Here is a 16,327-nt window from a genome sequence, read left to right on the forward strand (position 1 = left end):
AAGGAGGGGTTTGAATGACTACAAACCGCCATCAAGCATTAGGGCTTTCTGACGAAGAAGCCGTTGAAATGTATAGAACCATGCTGTTAGCCAGAAAAATCGACGAAAGAATGTGGCTCTTAAACCGCTCGGGCAAAATTCCGTTCGTTATTTCATGTCAAGGGCAGGAAGCGGCTCAAGTAGGCGCGGCCTATGCCCTAAAACGCGATACCGACTATGTGCTTCCGTACTACAGAGATATGGGGGTTGTGCTTGCATTCGGTATGACTGCTAAGGATTTGATGATGTCGGGTTTTGCGAAAGCGGCTGATCCGAACTCAGGCGGAAGGCAGATGCCGGGCCACTTCGGGCAAAAGGAAAATAGAATCGTAACGGGCTCATCCCCTGTGACGACGCAGGTTCCCCACGCGGTCGGAATCGCGCTTGCGGGACGCATGGATAAAAAGGATATCGTCTCTTTCGTTACCTTTGGAGAAGGTTCTTCCAACCAGGGAGATTTTCACGAAGGGGCAAACTTTGCCGCCGTGTATAAATTGCCGGTCATTTTCATGTGTGAAAATAATAAGTATGCCATTTCTGTTCCGTATGACAAACAGGTGGCGTGCGAAAATATTTCCGACCGGGCGGCAGGCTACGGCATGCCGGGAGTCACAGTTGACGGAAACGACCTGCTGGAAGTTTACCGGGCCGTGAAAGAAGCGCGCGAACGGGCATCTAAAGGCGAAGGACCTACATTAATAGAAACGGTTTCCTACCGGTTGACGCCGCATTCCAGTGATGACGACGACAGCAGCTACAGAGAACGCGAAGAAGTAGAAGAAGCAAAGAAACAGGATCCGCTTCTTTTATACAAAGCATACTTGCAAGAAGCCGGGCTTCTAGGTGAAGAAGAAGAAAAGACCATGCTGGATGACATCATGGCTATCGTAAACGAAGCGACAGACGAAGCGGAGAAAGCGCCATACGCATCTCCTGAATCAACGCTTGATCACGTTTATGCGAAGTAGGGAGGAATACTTATGTCTGTAATGTCTTATATTGACAGTATTAATGCAGCTATGAAAGAAGAAATGGAAAGAGATCCGCGCGTATTTGTCCTCGGGGAAGATGTCGGGAGAAAAGGCGGCGTGTTTAAAGCCACGGCGGGTCTCTATGAACAGTTCGGAGAAGAGCGGGTGATGGATACGCCGCTTGCGGAATCAGCGATTGCCGGAGTCGGGATCGGCGCCGCGATGTACGGCATGCGCCCGATTGCCGAGATGCAGTTTGCCGATTTCATTCTGCCTGCGGTCAACCAAATCATTTCAGAAGCGGCCAAAATACGCTACCGTTCAAACAATGATTGGAGCTGTCCGATGGTCATCAGAGCGCCTTACGGAGGCGGCGTGCACGGCGCGTTGTATCATTCCCAGTCTGTGGAGGCCATTTTTGCCAACCAGCCGGGTCTTAAAATTGTCATGCCTTCAACTCCTTATGACGCAAAAGGGCTGTTGAAAGCCGCAGTCCGTGACGAAGATCCGGTGCTGTTTTTCGAACATAAGAGGGCGTACCGTCTGATTAAAGGCGAAGTCCCTGCGGATGATTACGTCCTTCCGATCGGAAAGGCGGATGTAAAACGCGAAGGCAGCGACATTACTGTCATTACGTACGGATTATGCGTCCATTTCGCTCTGCAGGCTGCCGAGCGTCTTGAAAAAGACGGAATTTCCGCGCACGTATTAGATTTGCGTACGGTTTATCCGTTAGATAAAGAAGCCATCATTGAAGCTGCGTCTAAAACGGGAAAAGTATTGCTGATCACAGAAGATACGAAAGAAGGCGGTATTATGAGTGAGGTCGCCGCCATTATTTCTGAAAACTGCTTATTTGATTTAGACGCGCCGATCAAGCGGCTTGCAGGTCCTGATGTTCCGGCAATGCCTTATGCGCCGACAATGGAAAAATACTTCATGATGAATCCTGACAAAGCGGAAGCCGCGATGAGAGAATTAGCGGAGTTTTAAAGACGTAAGGAGGTTTTTGACATGGCGATTGAACAAATGGCTATGCCTCAGCTCGGAGAGAGCGTGACGGAAGGGACGATCAGTAAGTGGCTGGTATCCCCCGGTGATCAAGTGAATAAATATGACCCCATTGCGGAGGTCATGACGGATAAAGTGAATGCGGAGGTGCCGTCTTCTTTTACCGGTACGATTACAGAACTTGTAGGAGAAGAAGGCCAGACTCTTACAGTCGGCGAGATCATCTGCAAAATTGAAACGGAAGAAACGGAAACCGAAGAGGCGCCGAAGCGGGAAGAAGAGCAGAATACCCCTTCAGACACCGATGCAAACCGTCAAGGTAAAAATCAGTCAAATAAAGCGCGTTATTCACCGGCCGTGCTCAGATTAGCGGGAGAACACGGCATTCAGCTTGAAGAAGTTGAAGGAACGGGTGCAGGCGGAAGAATTACGCGAAAAGACATTCAAAAGATCATTGATTCGGGAATGCAGCAGAAGTCGGAAGCACCGGCGCCGGCTGCCGTTCAAACAACGCAACAAGCGCCGGCGCCAGCTCTGTCAGCCGGTGATATTGAAATTCCGGTTACAGGCGTCAGAAAAGCCATCGCCGCCAATATGCATAAAAGCAAAACAGAAATTCCGCACGCCTGGACGATGATGGAAGTCGACGTCACGAACATGACGGCGTACAGAAACAGCATTAAAGACTCATTTAAACAAAAAGAAGGCTTCAATTTAACGTTTTTCGCTTTCTTTGTAAAAGCGGCGGCGCAGGCTCTCAAAGAGTTCCCGCAGATGAACAGCATGTGGGCGGGAGACAAAATCGTCCAAAAGAAAGACATCAACATCTCCATTGCCGTTGCCACGGAAGATTCGCTGTTTGTTCCGGTTATTAAGCATGCTGATGAAAAAACGATTAAAGGCATAGCCAGAGAAATAACGGACCTTGCGAAAAAAGTGAGAAACGGAAAACTTACCGCGGAAGATATGCAGGGCGGCACATTTACCGTCAATAACACGGGATCTTTCGGGTCAGTTCAATCTATGGGCATTATCAACCATCCGCAGGCGGCGATTCTTCAGGTAGAATCTATCGTCAAACGTCCGGTTGTCATGAATAACGGGATGATCGCAGTGCGTGATATGGTTAATCTTTGCCTGTCTTTAGATCACAGAGTGCTCGACGGGCTCGTATGCGGCCGTTTCCTCGGACGCGTCAAAGAAATCTTAGAAAACATTGACGAAAATACTTCAGTCTATTAAAAAAAACTCCTTTTGCCCGGGCGGCAAAAGGAGCTTTTTTATTTTCATTGTGAATCCTCGGGAACAAGCATAGTGAGATGATGTGTTTTCACTTCGATCGTACAAGGCGTTGTTCCGTATACCTCGCCATCTGTATCCGCGTCCATTTCACGTCCGGTTTCGATTTCAATCCTGGAGGCCTGAATATAGGACAGCTCCCCTTTGAAATCATCAAACGAACCCTGCTCCATCGTCATCAGCTCCCGCAACGCGGCAAGGCTTGTGTTGCGGCAGATTAACACATCGGCTAAGCCGTCCCGGAGGCTCGCATCAGGCAGGGGAACTCTGTTTGTCCCGATATAATGCCCGTTCATGACAAGCACCATTACGGCTTCGTCTTCTTTCACCTCGCCGTCAATTGTCAATTTGACAGGAAACGGGTTCGCGCTTGTCATCGTCCGCAAGGCGCTCGTGAAGTAGCTGATTTTACCAAGCCATGCTTTTTCAGTTTCATTGATATGGCTCGATGCTTCAGTGATCAATCCGATGCCCCAGAAGTTCAGAAAATAGCCGTCATCCGTTTTACAGACGTCAATCATCCGTTTATGTCCGGCCGCGAGCGCTTCAGCGGCCTTTTGAAGGTTTTGCGGGATGCCGAGCGCCCGTGAGAAATCGTTGCACGTTCCTCCCGGCAAAATGCCGACAGCGGGCCTGTGATCAAGCTTGCTGATGCTGTTGATGCATTGATGCACAGTGCCGTCTCCGCCTAAAATATATAAATGGTCAACTGAACTGTCGAGGTTTTCACAATACTGACGGGCATCATCCTGATGTTTGGTCGGTTTAATCAAAAGTTCGTCAGCTGACTGGGCCAAAATGGGGACGACCGTGCCGAGCGTTTTATCAATCTGTTTTTGACCGGCGTTTCCGTTATAAATTAATACTGCTTTCCGTTGGCTCATACGACTGCTCCTTTATTTCAGACAATCTCTTTAACAAGTTTCCCGTTTTTAAAAGGTCATAAACTTACAGCGGGTACATAAAAGGAACAAAAAACAATTTGGATATGAGCGGTGTCATTTGCCGATAGTGAGGTTCCTTGCTATCATAAGAAGAGATGATCAAAAAGGAGAGGTCCCAGTTGAATATGGATTTTAATTTATTTATGAATGATGTCGTGCGTCAAGCCCGCCAGGAAATCACGGCCGCCGGGTATACAGAGCTGAAAACCGCTGAGGAAGTGGACGAAGCGCTTTCGAAAAAAGGAACCACACTCGTCATGGTCAACTCTGTGTGCGGATGCGCAGGCGGTATTGCACGGCCTGCCGCATACCATTCCGTACATTACGATAAACGCCCGGATCAGCTTGTGACGGTATTTGCCGGACAGGATAAAGAAGCGACAGCCAAAGCGAGAGAATACTTTGAAGGCTATCCGCCGTCCTCTCCGTCATTTGCCATTTTAAAAGACGGGAAAATCATGAAAATGGTGGAACGCCATGAAATTGAAGGCCATGAGCCGATGGCCGTCGTCACAAAACTGCAGGAAGCATTTGAAGAATATTGTGAAGAAGTATAAGTGAAAGAAAAACCCCGGAGCCGAGCGCTTCCGGGGTTTTTTATATGGAATCTGTATAAATATAAATATTTATACACCGGCGTTCAGCTGTCACTAATCGGAAAAACAATGACTATAATAAACAGAGAAAGGAAAATATATTTTTCAAAAATAGTATTGCATCACAATTAAAAAGTGTTTAAAATACAAGTTAACGAATAAATATTCAATTTTAAGAGATCAGTAGATATGGGGGAAATGAATCATGAAGAAATGGCTGTTGGTATTAGCTGCTGCATGTATCACCTTTGCGCTGTCCGCCTGCGGATCAGGCAATTCAGGCTCAGAGGGCGGAAAGAATAAGCTGATTATGGGTACATCGGCTGACTATAAACCATTTGAATATAAAGACGGCGATCAGATCACCGGGTTTGACGTTGATCTGGCAAAAGCTCTGGGCAAAAAGACCGGCTATGACGTTGAGGTGCAGGACATGGACTTCAACAGCCTGATTACAGCCTTGAAGTCCAAGCAGGTAGATATGATTTTATCTGGAATGACACCTACGCCGGAACGGAAAAAGCAAGTTGATTTTTCTGATATTTATTATACTGCTAACAATATGATCGTTACGAAAAAGGGAAGCAGCATTAAATCCCTGAATGATCTGAAAGGAAAAACCGTCGGTGTTCAGCTCGGCTCCATTCAAGAGGAAAAAGGCAAGAAGCTCGCTTCGAAATACGGTTTTCAGCTCGAAGACCGCAACCGGATCTCAGACTTAACGGAAGAGATTAAATCCGGGCGTTTTGATGCCGCGATTATCGAAGACATCGTAGCACAAGGCTATTTCAGTTCAAATAACGATCTGCAGGGCTTTGCGTCAGCAGATGCGAAATCAGACGAATCGGGCTCCGCGATTGCGTTCCGCAAAGATAGTGATCTGACAGCGAAGTTTAACAAAGCGCTGAAAGAAATGGAGAAAAACGGAGAAATCGAAAAACTGAAGAAAAAATGGTTCACCAACGAGAAATAAAAGAAAGCTCAACTTTTCGTTGAGCTTTTTATCTTGAATAAAGACAAAGGAGATCACACGTATGAATTTGGATTTCTCAGCGACAATCCCCCAAATTCCTTTTATATTGGAAGGCCTTGCGGTCACATTAAAAATTGTGCTCGTTTCAGCGGTCATCGGTCTTGTATTAGGAATCGTGCTAAGCTTATTTAAAATCAGCACGATCAGTCCGCTGAAATGGATTGCGGATTTTTATACTTCGATATTCCGCGGCACGCCGCTCGTGCTGCAGCTGATGATCATCTATTTCGGTATGCCGCAGCTTCTCGGCTTTCAGATCGATCAATTTTGGGCGGCGGTCACCGCATTATCGCTCAATTCAGCCGCTTACGTCTCTGAAATTATCAGAGCGGGAATCAACGCAATTGACAAAGGACAAAAAGAGGCTGCCGTCGCTCTCGGCGTGCCGTACGGAAAAATGATGAAAGATCTGCTGCTGCCGCAGGCGTTTAAAAACATTTCTCCGGCTATTATTAACGAATTAATCACCTTGACGAAAGAATCGGCAATCGTCACGGTAATCGGTCTCGGCGATATTATGAGACGGGCCTACCAGTCCGGCGCCGCAACATACAACTATTTAGAACCTCTTATTGTGGCGGGCTTAATCTATTACGTGCTCGTTTTGATCTTAGCATTCATCGGAAAAGGCGTAGAAAGGAAGCTGAAAGCCAATGATTAAGGTCGACAACCTGTCAAAATCATTCGGGAAACATGAAGTACTGAAAAACATTTCAACACAGATCGAAGAAGGGGAAGTCGTCGCCGTCATCGGCCCTTCCGGTTCCGGCAAATCAACGTTTCTGCGCTGCTTAAATCTGCTGGAAACCCCGAGCGGCGGAACGATTGCCATTAAAGAAAACGAAATCACCGCAGCTAAAACGAATAAACTGAAAGTGCGGGAAAATATCGGCATGGTATTTCAGCATTTTCATCTGTTTCCTCATAAAACGGTGCTTGAAAATATCACATACGCGCCGGTCAGCGTGAAGAAAGAGTCTAAAAAGGATGCGGAGGAAAAGGCGTGCGCTCTCCTTGAAAAAGTCGGGCTGCTTGACAAACGGAACGACTATCCGAACCGTTTGTCAGGCGGACAGAAGCAGCGGGTCGCCATCGCGCGGGCGCTTGCCATGAATCCTGACATCATGCTGTTTGATGAACCGACCTCGGCTCTTGACCCGGAAATGGTCAAAGAAGTTCTTGAGGTGATGAAAGAGCTCGCGCAGACGGGCATGACAATGGTGATCGTAACGCACGAAATGGGATTTGCCAAAGAAGTCGCAGACCGCGTATTATTTATGGATGAAGGGACGATCGTGGAAGACGGTCAGCCGGAAGAATTTTTTCTTTCTCCGAAGTCAAAAAGAGCACAGGACTTTTTAGAAAAAATATTATAAAATATAACTGTGAGAAAAGAAGAAGAATGCTCTTCTTCTTTTTTTTGAGAAAGAAACAAACAGAATGGAGCAAGCAATGTTTAAAATCGGTTACCGGACACTAAAGACCGCACTTGGAACGGCGCTGGCCATTTATTTAGCCCAGCTGTTGCATCTGCAAAACTTCGCATCCGCAGGAATCATCACCATATTGTGCATCCAGATTACACAAAAGCGGTCGCTTCAGGCCTCGTGGGCCCGATTTGCCGCATGTTTATTGGCGATCGTCTTTTCATATGTCTTTTTCGGACTGATCGGCTATTATCCGTTTGCGATCGGAATATTGCTGGTGCTGTTCATTCCGACTACAGTCGTTTTAAAAATAAATGAAGGGATCGTCACCAGCTCAGTAATCATTCTTCATTTATATATGTCCGGCGGCATTACGATGGCGTTTATCTGGAATGAGTTCCAGCTGATCACCGTAGGTATCGGCGTCGCGCTGTTAATGAATCTGTATATGCCGAGCCTCGACAGAAAACTCGCAGCGTACAGGAAAAAAATCGAGGACAACTTTTCCGTCATCTTCGCCGAAATCGAACGGTATTTGTTAACTGGTGAGCAAGATTGGACGGGGAAGGAAATACCGGAGACGCATCAGATGATTCAAGAGGCGAAAAACCTCGCCTATCGGGACGTGCAGAATCATATTTTGCGCCATGAAAATCTCTACTATCATTATTTTAAGATGAGGCAGAAACAATTTGAAATCATTGAACGGCTGCTGCCGAAGATTACCTCTATTTCAATAACGGTGGAGCAGGGAAAAATAATCGCCCATTTCATCCATGAATTAAGGGAAGCCATTCATCCCGGCAATACCGCTCATAAATTTTTAAAAAGACTTGCAGAAATGAGAACGGAATTTGAAGAAATGCCGCTCCCGGCAACGCGTGAGGAGTTTGAAGCGCGGGCGGCTTTGTTCCACCTCCTCGGTGAGATGGAACAATATCTCGTGATTAAAAGTTATTTCAAAGGCATCAAGCTGTAAAAAACATATGGATCAATCGCATGAGTCCTCCTTTCATTGGTCATTCTAATGAAAAAAGGAGGGGAGCCCATGCGATTTTTTTTATTGTCAGCCGTCCTGCTGCTGTCTCCGCTTTGGCCGCTTGGCGCGAACCCTTTGCCGGGTGACCCTTATATTATCGTCAATAAAGCCACAAATGCGCTTGCTGTTGTAAAGGATAACCGAATAGAAGGCATATATCAGGTGGCGACGGGAAAAACGGATGATTTGACGCCTGAAGGAGAATTTACGGTAACGGTCAAAGCCGTCAATCCGTATTACCGGAAGAAAAATGTAGAGGGAGGCGCGCCGGAAAACCCGCTCGGCGTCCGCTGGATCGGTTTTGATGCGAAGGGCACCGACGGCAGGATATACGGCATTCACGGAACAAACAGAGAAGAGCTGATCGGGGGGTTTGTATCAAACGGCTGCATCCGTATGAAAAACCGGGATGTCATCCGTATTTTCCGGATTATCCCTCCCGGAACGAAAGTATTGATTACAAAAGAAAACCGCTCATTCGAGGACATTGCAATAGAGCGGAAAGCCCTCATAAAAAAGCAGGAAACCCCCTTGCAATGAGGCGCCTGCTTTTTTACTGCAAATACATCATAATGCCTGAGAGGAGGGTTGAAAGTATAAATACGCCCAAAATGACGATGACGGCGCTTTTCATAAATTTTTGAGACATTGTTTCACTCCTTAAGATTACTGTCTACCATTTTAACGTGTTTTGCTTGTATGAACAAGCCATATCCTATGGGGGAAAGCAGGTGGCCGCGCTATGAAAAAACTTGATCATGTCGGCATTGCCGTCAGCTCTATTGAAGCCGCGAGAGGATTTTACGAACGGATGCTCGGGCTTACGTATATGGGAGACGAGCTGGTAAACGGCCAAAATGTGAGAGTTGCTTTTTTAGAAGCGGGAGGCACAAAGCTTGAGCTGATTGAGCCGCTGTCGGACGCGTCTCCCGTCAGCTCTTTTTTACAGAAAAGAGGCGAAGGGCTGCATCATTTGGCATTCCGCTGCGCCGATATGAAGGAAACGATCAAGGAGCTTGAATCATGCCGCATGACCTTGCTTCATCATGAACCGCAAAACGGAGCGGGCGGGAAGAAGATCGCATTTCTCTCTCCAAAAGAGGCGAACGGCGTCCTGATTGAGCTTTGTGAAACAATTGAAAAAGGAGAAACTCAAGATGAACATGAGTGATCATATCAGACACTTAAACGAAAGACGTTCCTTTTTAACAAACGGCGGCGGAGCGGAAAAAAATAAAAAACAGCACAAAAAAGGCAAGCTGACGGCAAGAGAAAGAATTGACTATCTATTGGACGAAGACAGTTTTTCAGAGCTGCAGCCGTTTGCCAAAAGCCGCACGCCCGGGTGCCAGAATGCTCCGGGAGACGGCGTTGTTACCGGATACGGCACAATTGACGGACGGCCCGTGTATTTGTTTGCCCATGACTTTACGGTACTCGGCGGGACGCTCGGCGAGACGCATGCGGAAAAAATCGCGGCGGTAATGGATCTGGCGGCGAAAAACAAAAACCCGATCATCGGGCTGAACGACTCAGGTGGTGCGAGAATTCAAGAGGGTGTGGTATCATTAAATGGATACGGTCATATCTTTAGGCGCAACGTCCTTTACTCGGGAGTGATTCCGCAAATTTCTGTCATTCTTGGGCCGTGTGCCGGCGGTGCTGTTTATTCACCCGCTTTGACGGATTTTGTGATTATGACGGAACATACGTCGCACATGTTTATTACAGGCCCGAAAGTCATTGAACAGGTGACGGGTGAACAGATTGACGCGGAAAGTTTAGGCGGTGCGGGAATACATAATGTGATAAGCGGAAATGCCCACTATTCCGCAAGAACGGAAAAAGAGGCACTTTCGGCTGTGAAAACCCTGCTTTCTTATCTCCCGCACGGCGGACAGACGGCGCTACCCGTTAAAAAGGAAGACGCCAGACCGTTATTAAACACCCTCGTTCCCGCGGACAGTTCGAAACCTTACGATGTGTTACAGGTAATAAAAGAGCTGGCGGATGACGGAACGTTTTTTGACATTCAGCCGTATTTTGCCAAAAACATTGCTGTCGGTTTTCTGAAACTCGGACGGCGTACAGTCGGTGTTGTCGCAAACCAGCCGAAACACTTGGCGGGGAGCCTCACGATTGATGCCGCTGACAAAGCGTCGAGATTCATCCGTTTTTGCGACGCGTTTCATATTCCGCTATTGACGATCGCTGATGTTCCGGGATTTCTTCCGGGCCTTCAGCAGGAACATGCGGGAATCATCCGTCACGGAGCAAAATTGCTGTATGCTTTTGCCGAAGCGGCGGTGCCGAAAGTGACGCTCATCATCAGAAAAGCTTACGGGGGCGCCTATGTCGCCATGAATTCGAAAGGGCTCGGAGCAGATCTTGTATTCGCCTGGCCCAATGCGGAAATCGCCGTGATGGGAGCGGAAGGCGCGGCGTCGATTTTATACAGCAGAGACATACAGGCTTCTGGCGACCCGGAGAAAACGAAGCGCGAAAAAAAAGCCATATACGAAAAGGAAAACGCCGGTCCGTATAAAGCGGCGGCCTGCGGAATGGTGGATGATATCATCCGGCCGGAAGACTCGAGGAAAAAATTGATTCAGGCATTTGACATGCTTGCGCATAAGGAAGAGGAAAGACCGAAAAAAAAGCACGGTAATATACCGCTTTAAACGGAGGGAACTGAAAATGGTAAACGAAAAACGTCTGCTTGAAGAATTTCTTGAACTCGTTCAAATTGATTCAGAGACAAAACATGAAGCGGAAATCAGCAAGGTGCTCAAACAAAAATTCACTGATTTAGGATTGAGCGTAAAAGAAGATGATACAAAAGAAGTGACGGGGCATGGAGCCGGCAACTTAATCTGTACGTTAAAGGGTACAAAAGATACGGATACGATTTATTTCACATCCCACATGGACACGGTTGTTCCGGGCAAAGGCGTTAAGCCGATTGTGGAAGACGGCTATGTAAAATCCGACGGCACGACGATTCTCGGCGCTGATGATAAGACGGGTCTTGCCGCAATGTTTGAAGCCATTAAAGTGCTGAAAGAACAAAACATCGAGCACGGCACCATTGAATTCATTATCACGGCCGGAGAAGAATCGGGATTAGTCGGGGCAAAAGCAATGGATCGTTCAGACATTACCGCGAAATACGGTTTTGCGCTTGATTCAGACGGAAAAGTCGGCAACATTATTGTAGCCGCGCCGACACAAGCGAAAGTGAGAGCAACCATTTTCGGGAAAACGGCGCATGCGGGAGTAGAACCGGAAAAAGGCATCTCCGCGATTACAATCGCATCAAAAGCAATCTCTAAAATGCCGCTCGGCCGTATTGATAAAGAAACAACGGCTAATATCGGCCGTTTCGAAGGCGGCACGCAAACCAATATCGTCTGCGACCAGGTTGATATTCTGGCTGAAGCGCGTTCATTAGTGCCTGAAAAAATGGAAGCGCAAGTGCAGAAAATGAAAGAAGCTTTCGAATCTGCTGCAGCTGAGATGGGAGGCCGCGCGGAAGTGGACATCGCGGTCATGTATCCGGGTTTCAAATATCAGGACGGCGATCAGGTTGTGGAAGTCGCGAAAAAAGCGGCGGCAAAAATCGGCCGTCCGAGCGAACTTCAGACAAGCGGCGGCGGAAGTGACGCAAACGTCATTGCCGGCCACGGCATTCCGACAGTCAACCTGTCAGTAGGCTATGAACAAATCCATACGAAAAATGAAAAAATGCCGATTGAAGAGCTCGTCAAAACGGCGGAAATGGTCGTTGCCATTATCGAAACAGCGGCCAACTAAAAACGAAGCACCCAGTTGATTGGGTGCTTTTTTCATTCTTCATGATATTAGGCTTAAAGCTTTGCAGATACAAGAAAAAACCCTGCCGGATAGGTTCCGGCAGGGTTTCAGTATTATGATTTGGCGGGCTCCGCCTGAGCCGCAGCCTGTTTCTTTTTATGATGCGTCTGCTGTAAAAGTACATTCTGCACTGTCAAAAACAGTCCGCTTGTAAACCAGTAAAGCGGCAGCGCAGCCGGTACGTTAAGTGAAAAAACGGTCATCATGACAGGGAAAATAAAGACCATAATTTTTGCTGACTGCATCGCGGCCGGATTTTGAGCAGCCGGTGAATATTTCTCGTTTAATTTTTGGGAAATATAAGCCTGTAAGAAATACATGGCCCCCGCGCACAGTGATACAAGAATATCAGAATGCCCTAAGCTGAACCACAGAAATGAGTGTGAAGCAATTTCCGGCGTTGAGCGGATGGCGTAATAAAAACCGATCAAAATCGGGAATTGCACCAGCATCGGAAGACATCCCATTGCCATCGGATTCAGATTGTGCTCACGGTAAAGCTTCATCATTTCCATTTGCAGTTCTTTTTGTTTTTCCGCATCTTTCGTTTGTTTCATTTTAGCCTGAATGCTGTCGACCTGCGGTTTGATCACAGCCATTTTTTCCTGGAACACCCGCTGTTTCTTAAATTGGTTCACAAACAAAGGCAATACAACGATCCGGACGATAATCGTCACCAGAATAATCGACAGTCCGTACTCACCGTGGAACAGGCCCGCCACCCCTTTTAAAAGTGCCGAAAACGGCTCGATCAGGTAATCGTGGAAAAAACCGATATTCCCGAGGCCTCCCGTCTGAGTCTGAGATGTCGCCGCAAAAGCCGATCGGCCTGTGCACAGTACGATAAAAAACAATCCCAATGCGATCCATTTTTGATATGTTTTAGACAATTATGTTTCCTCCTTTATATCTTCACTTGCCGTTATAAAAGGAGGAAGCTGACATCTTCATCATCATTCGCCGGTGAATTCATGCGGATGACTTTACGTATCCAAGTTGTAATGCGATGATATATAATAATAAGAAAGTCTGTTCGGTTCAGCTGAACGACTGCTTGATGTTCATCTATTCGTTTCGTTCTCCAATGCTCGCCTGCGCGGCGCTCACGCAAAAGAAAAGCGACGCCGATCGCGGTCAGAGCGGGAAGAATAATTGTGAAAAAATCGACTAAAAATAAAAAGTCATTCATTGACTCAAGAATCATTTTATCACATCCATTCAGCTCTTATTTTACTACATATATATAAGGTTGTCTATGAAAGGAAAGGAGGCGCCGGGAGTGGCCGGAAAAGGGAGAATTATATTTCATATCGATATGAACAGTTTTTATGCCTCCGTAGAAATGGCGTATGATCCGTCTTTAAGAGGAAAACCTATCGCCGTTGCCGGAAACGTGAAGGAACGGAAAGGAATCATCGTCACCTGCAGCTACGAAGCGAGAGCGCGGGGCGTAAAGACCACCATGCCGGTGTGGCGGGCAAAACGCCTCTGTCCGGAACTCATCGTCGTGCCTCCGAATTTTGACCGCTACCGGAGTTCGTCAAAAGAAATGTTCAGCATTCTGAGGGAGTATACGGATTTAGTCGAGCCTGTTTCTATTGATGAAGGATACATGGATATTACGGACACACCGCACAGACACAGGGCGTATGAGACAGCCGCAGACATTCAGGCGAGACTGCAAAAAGAGCTTTTGCTCCCGTCAAGCATCGGCATCGCCCCGAATAAATTTCTCGCTAAAATGGCGTCTGACATGAAAAAACCGCTCGGCATCACCATTTTAAGAAAAAGAGAGCTGCCGGACGTCTTATGGCCTCTTCCGATAGAAGAGATGCACGGTATAGGAACGAAAACTGCGGAAAAAATAAAAACGCTCGGCATCAAAACGATCGGTGATTTGGCAAAAGGAGATGAACATGCGCTGAAAACGCTTCTCGGCATAAACGGCCCGAGGCTGAAGGATAAAGCGAACGGCATCCATCCTGCAGAAGTCAATCCCGAGCGGATTTATGAATTTAAAAGCGTCGGCAACTCATCCACCCTGTCGCATGATTCGGCTGACTGGGATGAATTAACAGGCGTGTTTGACCGGCTTGCGCTGTCTGTGAGCGAACGGCTCCAGCGTAAGGAGGTCATGGCCTGCCGGCTGTTCATCATGATTCGGTATGCGGATTGGAAAACAGTCACAAGAAGCATGACCCTCAGCAATCCGGCTGATCAGAAAAAAGACATCATGGAAGCGGCGATGGAACTGTTTGACAAGCACTGGAACCAAAACCCGGTAAGGCTTCTCGGCATCACCGGGACGGAACTGGTTGAAAAACAGCAGGCGTATAAACAGCTTGATCTGTTTTCATTCAAGGAGGACGCAAAGGATGAGCCGATTTTTCAGATGATGAACGAGCTGAATGAAAAGTACGGCCAAAACCTGATCAGAAAAGGCGCCGTTATAAAAAAAGAAGAAAGCAAAACAAGGGGGACGAGCTTTAACAGAGACTTTTTTCAGGATGAAAAGAAAAGGTGAATAACTTGAAAAAAGGGGTTATGTATGATAATTTCTTTAGTATAAATATCATTTTATTTTAATTTAAATTTTAAAATGGTTAAACGTTTGAAGAAGGGACGTTAGAATATGTCAAAACAACAAATCGGAGTTATCGGTCTTGCGGTAATGGGTAAAAATCTGGCTCTTAACATCGAAAGCCGGGGATTTTCTGTGTCTGTATACAACAGATCAAGCAGCAAAACGGAAGAGTTTTTAGAAGAGGCAAAAGGTAAAAATGTTGTCGGTACATACAGCATTGAGGAGTTTGTCCAGTCTCTTGAAACACCCCGTAAAATTTTATTAATGGTTAAAGCGGGAACTGCAACGGATGCGACGATTCAATCTCTTCTTCCTCATCTGGAAAAAGACGATATTTTGATTGACGGCGGAAATACATACTATAAAGATACACAGCGCCGGAACAAAGAGCTTGCCGAAAGCGGCATTCACTTTATCGGAACGGGTGTATCAGGCGGTGAAGAGGGAGCGCTGAAAGGGCCTTCTATTATGCCGGGCGGCCAAAAGGAAGCGCACGAACTCGTAAAACCGATTTTAGAAGCCATTTCTGCTAAAGTGGACGGAGAAGCTTGTACGACATACATCGGCCCGGACGGAGCGGGGCACTATGTAAAAATGGTGCACAACGGTATCGAATACGGTGACATGCAGCTGATCTCTGAGTCATATTTCATTCTGAAACAGGTGCTCGGATTGTCTGCCGAAGAGCTTCACGAAGTATTCGCTGAGTGGAACAAAGGAGAGCTTGACAGCTATCTGATCGAAATCACGGCTGATATTTTCACTAAAAAAGATGAAGAAACGGGCAAACCGCTTGTTGACGTCATCCTTGATAAAGCAGGCCAAAAAGGAACGGGTAAATGGACAAGCCAAAGCGCTCTTGACTTAGGCGTGCCGCTTCCGATTATCACTGAATCTGTTTTTGCGCGTTTCATTTCCGCAATGAAAGAAGAGCGTGTGAAAGCAAGCGGCCTTCTGTCCGGACCAGACGTTAAGCCGGTCACTGAAAATAAAGAAGAGCTGATTGAAGCGGTCAGAAAAGCGCTCTTCATGAGTAAAATCTGTTCTTACGCACAAGGCTTCGCCCAAATGAAAGCCGCGTCTGAAGAATATAACTGGGATCTGAAATACGGTGAAATCGCGATGATCTTCCGCGGCGGCTGTATCATCCGCGCGGCGTTCCTGCAAAAGATCAAAGACGCATATGACCGTGAACCGGAGCTTGACAACCTGCTGTTAGACAGCTACTTCAAAAACATTGCAGAAAGCTACCAAGGCGCTCTTCGCCAAGTGATTTCACTTGCCGTAGCCCAAGGCGTGCCGGTACCTTCGTTCTCAAGCGCACTTGCGTATTACGACAGCTACCGTACGGCAGTGCTTCCTGCAAACTTGATTCAAGCGCAGCGTGATTACTTCGGCGCGCATACGTATGAACGCACAGATAAAGAAGGCATTTTCCATACTGAATGGATGAAGTAATGAAGAAGCCCCCGCATTGATTGCGGGGGCTTTTCTGATATTAAAAACCGCGG

18 protein-coding genes are annotated in these 16,327 nt (G+C 47.0%); 14 read left to right on the forward strand and 4 right to left on the reverse strand.

The features are described 5' to 3' along the window. The first annotated feature begins 14 nt into the window (after positions 1–14). Genes C5I45_RS08035 through C5I45_RS08045 form a run of 3 tightly spaced genes read left to right on the forward strand, consistent with a single transcriptional unit; the run spans position 15 to position 3,263 of the window. Positions 15–1,007: a thiamine pyrophosphate-dependent dehydrogenase E1 component subunit alpha gene (locus C5I45_RS08035; RefSeq protein WP_107994318.1), complete on the forward strand. Its 993-nt coding sequence runs from the start codon at positions 15–17 to the stop codon at positions 1,005–1,007. A 12-nt stretch (positions 1,008–1,019) separates the two neighbouring features. Next, the gene (gene bfmBAB, locus C5I45_RS08040) at positions 1,020–2,003 is read left to right on the forward strand and encodes a 3-methyl-2-oxobutanoate dehydrogenase subunit beta (RefSeq protein ID WP_003153216.1); all 984 of its coding nucleotides are present in this window, start codon (positions 1,020–1,022) and stop codon (positions 2,001–2,003) included. Between the two features lie 21 nt (positions 2,004–2,024). Next, entirely contained in the window at positions 2,025–3,263 is a 1,239-nt protein-coding gene (locus C5I45_RS08045; RefSeq protein ID WP_107994319.1) for a dihydrolipoamide acetyltransferase family protein, read from the forward strand. A 44-nt stretch (positions 3,264–3,307) separates the two neighbouring features. Here the strand turns inward: C5I45_RS08045 and C5I45_RS08050 are convergent, their stop codons facing one another. After that, positions 3,308–4,204 carry a YegS/Rv2252/BmrU family lipid kinase gene (locus C5I45_RS08050; RefSeq protein ID WP_025852833.1) on the reverse strand — a complete coding sequence of 299 codons (897 nt, stop codon included), beginning with the start codon at positions 4,202–4,204 and terminating at the stop codon, positions 3,308–3,310. A gap of 179 nt (positions 4,205–4,383) precedes the next feature. Here C5I45_RS08050 and brxB point away from each other — a divergent pair, with 179 nt between their 5' ends. From brxB to C5I45_RS08080, 6 genes are all read left to right on the forward strand, one after another. Then, positions 4,384–4,821 carry a bacilliredoxin BrxB gene (brxB, locus tag C5I45_RS08055; RefSeq protein WP_003153223.1) on the forward strand — a complete coding sequence of 146 codons (438 nt, stop codon included), beginning with the start codon at positions 4,384–4,386 and terminating at the stop codon, positions 4,819–4,821. A gap of 244 nt (positions 4,822–5,065) precedes the next feature. Then, a complete protein-coding gene (locus tag C5I45_RS08060; RefSeq protein WP_003153224.1) occupies positions 5,066–5,833 on the forward strand; it encodes an arginine ABC transporter substrate-binding protein ArtP in 768 nt (255 codons plus the stop codon). A 61-nt stretch (positions 5,834–5,894) separates the two neighbouring features. After that, positions 5,895–6,554, forward strand: a complete 660-nt coding sequence (locus tag C5I45_RS08065) for an arginine ABC transporter permease ArtQ (RefSeq protein ID WP_003153227.1) — start codon at positions 5,895–5,897, stop codon at positions 6,552–6,554. Next, positions 6,547–7,269 carry an arginine ABC transporter ATP-binding protein ArtM gene (locus C5I45_RS08070; RefSeq protein WP_014305373.1) on the forward strand — a complete coding sequence of 241 codons (723 nt, stop codon included), beginning with the start codon at positions 6,547–6,549 and terminating at the stop codon, positions 7,267–7,269. The genes C5I45_RS08065 and C5I45_RS08070 overlap by 8 nt, the downstream gene beginning before the upstream one ends. Positions 7,270–7,345: 76 nt before the next feature. After that, a complete protein-coding gene (locus C5I45_RS08075) occupies positions 7,346–8,299 on the forward strand; it encodes an aromatic acid exporter family protein (protein ID WP_003153231.1) in 954 nt (317 codons plus the stop codon). Between the two features lie 69 nt (positions 8,300–8,368). After that, positions 8,369–8,899 carry a L,D-transpeptidase gene (locus C5I45_RS08080; RefSeq protein WP_014305372.1) on the forward strand — a complete coding sequence of 177 codons (531 nt, stop codon included), beginning with the start codon at positions 8,369–8,371 and terminating at the stop codon, positions 8,897–8,899. Positions 8,900–8,912: 13 nt separating this feature from the next. Here C5I45_RS08080 and prli42 read toward each other — a convergent pair whose 3' ends face one another. Continuing rightward, positions 8,913–9,008, reverse strand: a complete 96-nt coding sequence (gene prli42 / locus C5I45_RS19645; protein ID WP_021734205.1) for a stressosome-associated protein Prli42 — start codon at positions 9,006–9,008, stop codon at positions 8,913–8,915. A gap of 93 nt (positions 9,009–9,101) precedes the next feature. On the opposite strand from prli42, the gene mce reads away from it, so the two are divergent. Genes mce through C5I45_RS08095 form a run of 3 tightly spaced genes read left to right on the forward strand, consistent with a single transcriptional unit; the run spans position 9,102 to position 12,172 of the window. Further along, the gene (gene mce / locus C5I45_RS08085; RefSeq protein WP_003153235.1) at positions 9,102–9,530 is read left to right on the forward strand and encodes a methylmalonyl-CoA epimerase; all 429 of its coding nucleotides are present in this window, start codon (positions 9,102–9,104) and stop codon (positions 9,528–9,530) included. Further along, a complete protein-coding gene (locus tag C5I45_RS08090) occupies positions 9,517–11,040 on the forward strand; it encodes an acyl-CoA carboxylase subunit beta (protein ID WP_052586248.1) in 1,524 nt (507 codons plus the stop codon). Before mce ends, C5I45_RS08090 begins: the two co-directional genes overlap by 14 nt. Before the next feature lie 16 nt (positions 11,041–11,056). Continuing rightward, positions 11,057–12,172, forward strand: coding sequence for a tripeptidase T (locus C5I45_RS08095; protein WP_025852824.1), 1,116 nt, complete (start codon positions 11,057–11,059; stop codon positions 12,170–12,172). Positions 12,173–12,285: 113 nt separating this feature from the next. Here C5I45_RS08095 and C5I45_RS08100 read toward each other — a convergent pair whose 3' ends face one another. Both C5I45_RS08100 and C5I45_RS08105 read right to left on the reverse strand, forming a co-directional pair. Then, entirely contained in the window at positions 12,286–13,122 is an 837-nt protein-coding gene (locus C5I45_RS08100) for a membrane protein insertase YidC (protein WP_003153238.1), read from the reverse strand. 32 nt (positions 13,123–13,154) lie between these two features. Next, positions 13,155–13,436, reverse strand: coding sequence for a hypothetical protein (locus C5I45_RS08105; protein ID WP_107994320.1), 282 nt, complete (start codon positions 13,434–13,436; stop codon positions 13,155–13,157). A gap of 75 nt (positions 13,437–13,511) precedes the next feature. Between C5I45_RS08105 and C5I45_RS08110 the strand changes: the two genes are divergently transcribed. Together C5I45_RS08110 and gndA are read left to right on the forward strand one after the other, a co-directional pair. Continuing rightward, complete coding sequence (locus C5I45_RS08110) at positions 13,512–14,756, forward strand: DNA polymerase IV (protein WP_003153240.1); 1,245 nt, start codon at positions 13,512–13,514, stop codon at positions 14,754–14,756. Between the two features lie 108 nt (positions 14,757–14,864). Continuing rightward, a complete protein-coding gene (gene gndA / locus C5I45_RS08115; protein ID WP_003153241.1) occupies positions 14,865–16,274 on the forward strand; it encodes an NADP-dependent phosphogluconate dehydrogenase in 1,410 nt (469 codons plus the stop codon). Positions 16,275–16,327 lie beyond the last annotated feature (53 nt).

This window comes from Bacillus sp. ZY-1-1 (assembly GCF_003047165.1).
Taxonomy (GTDB): domain Bacteria; phylum Bacillota; class Bacilli; order Bacillales; family Bacillaceae; genus Bacillus; species Bacillus velezensis.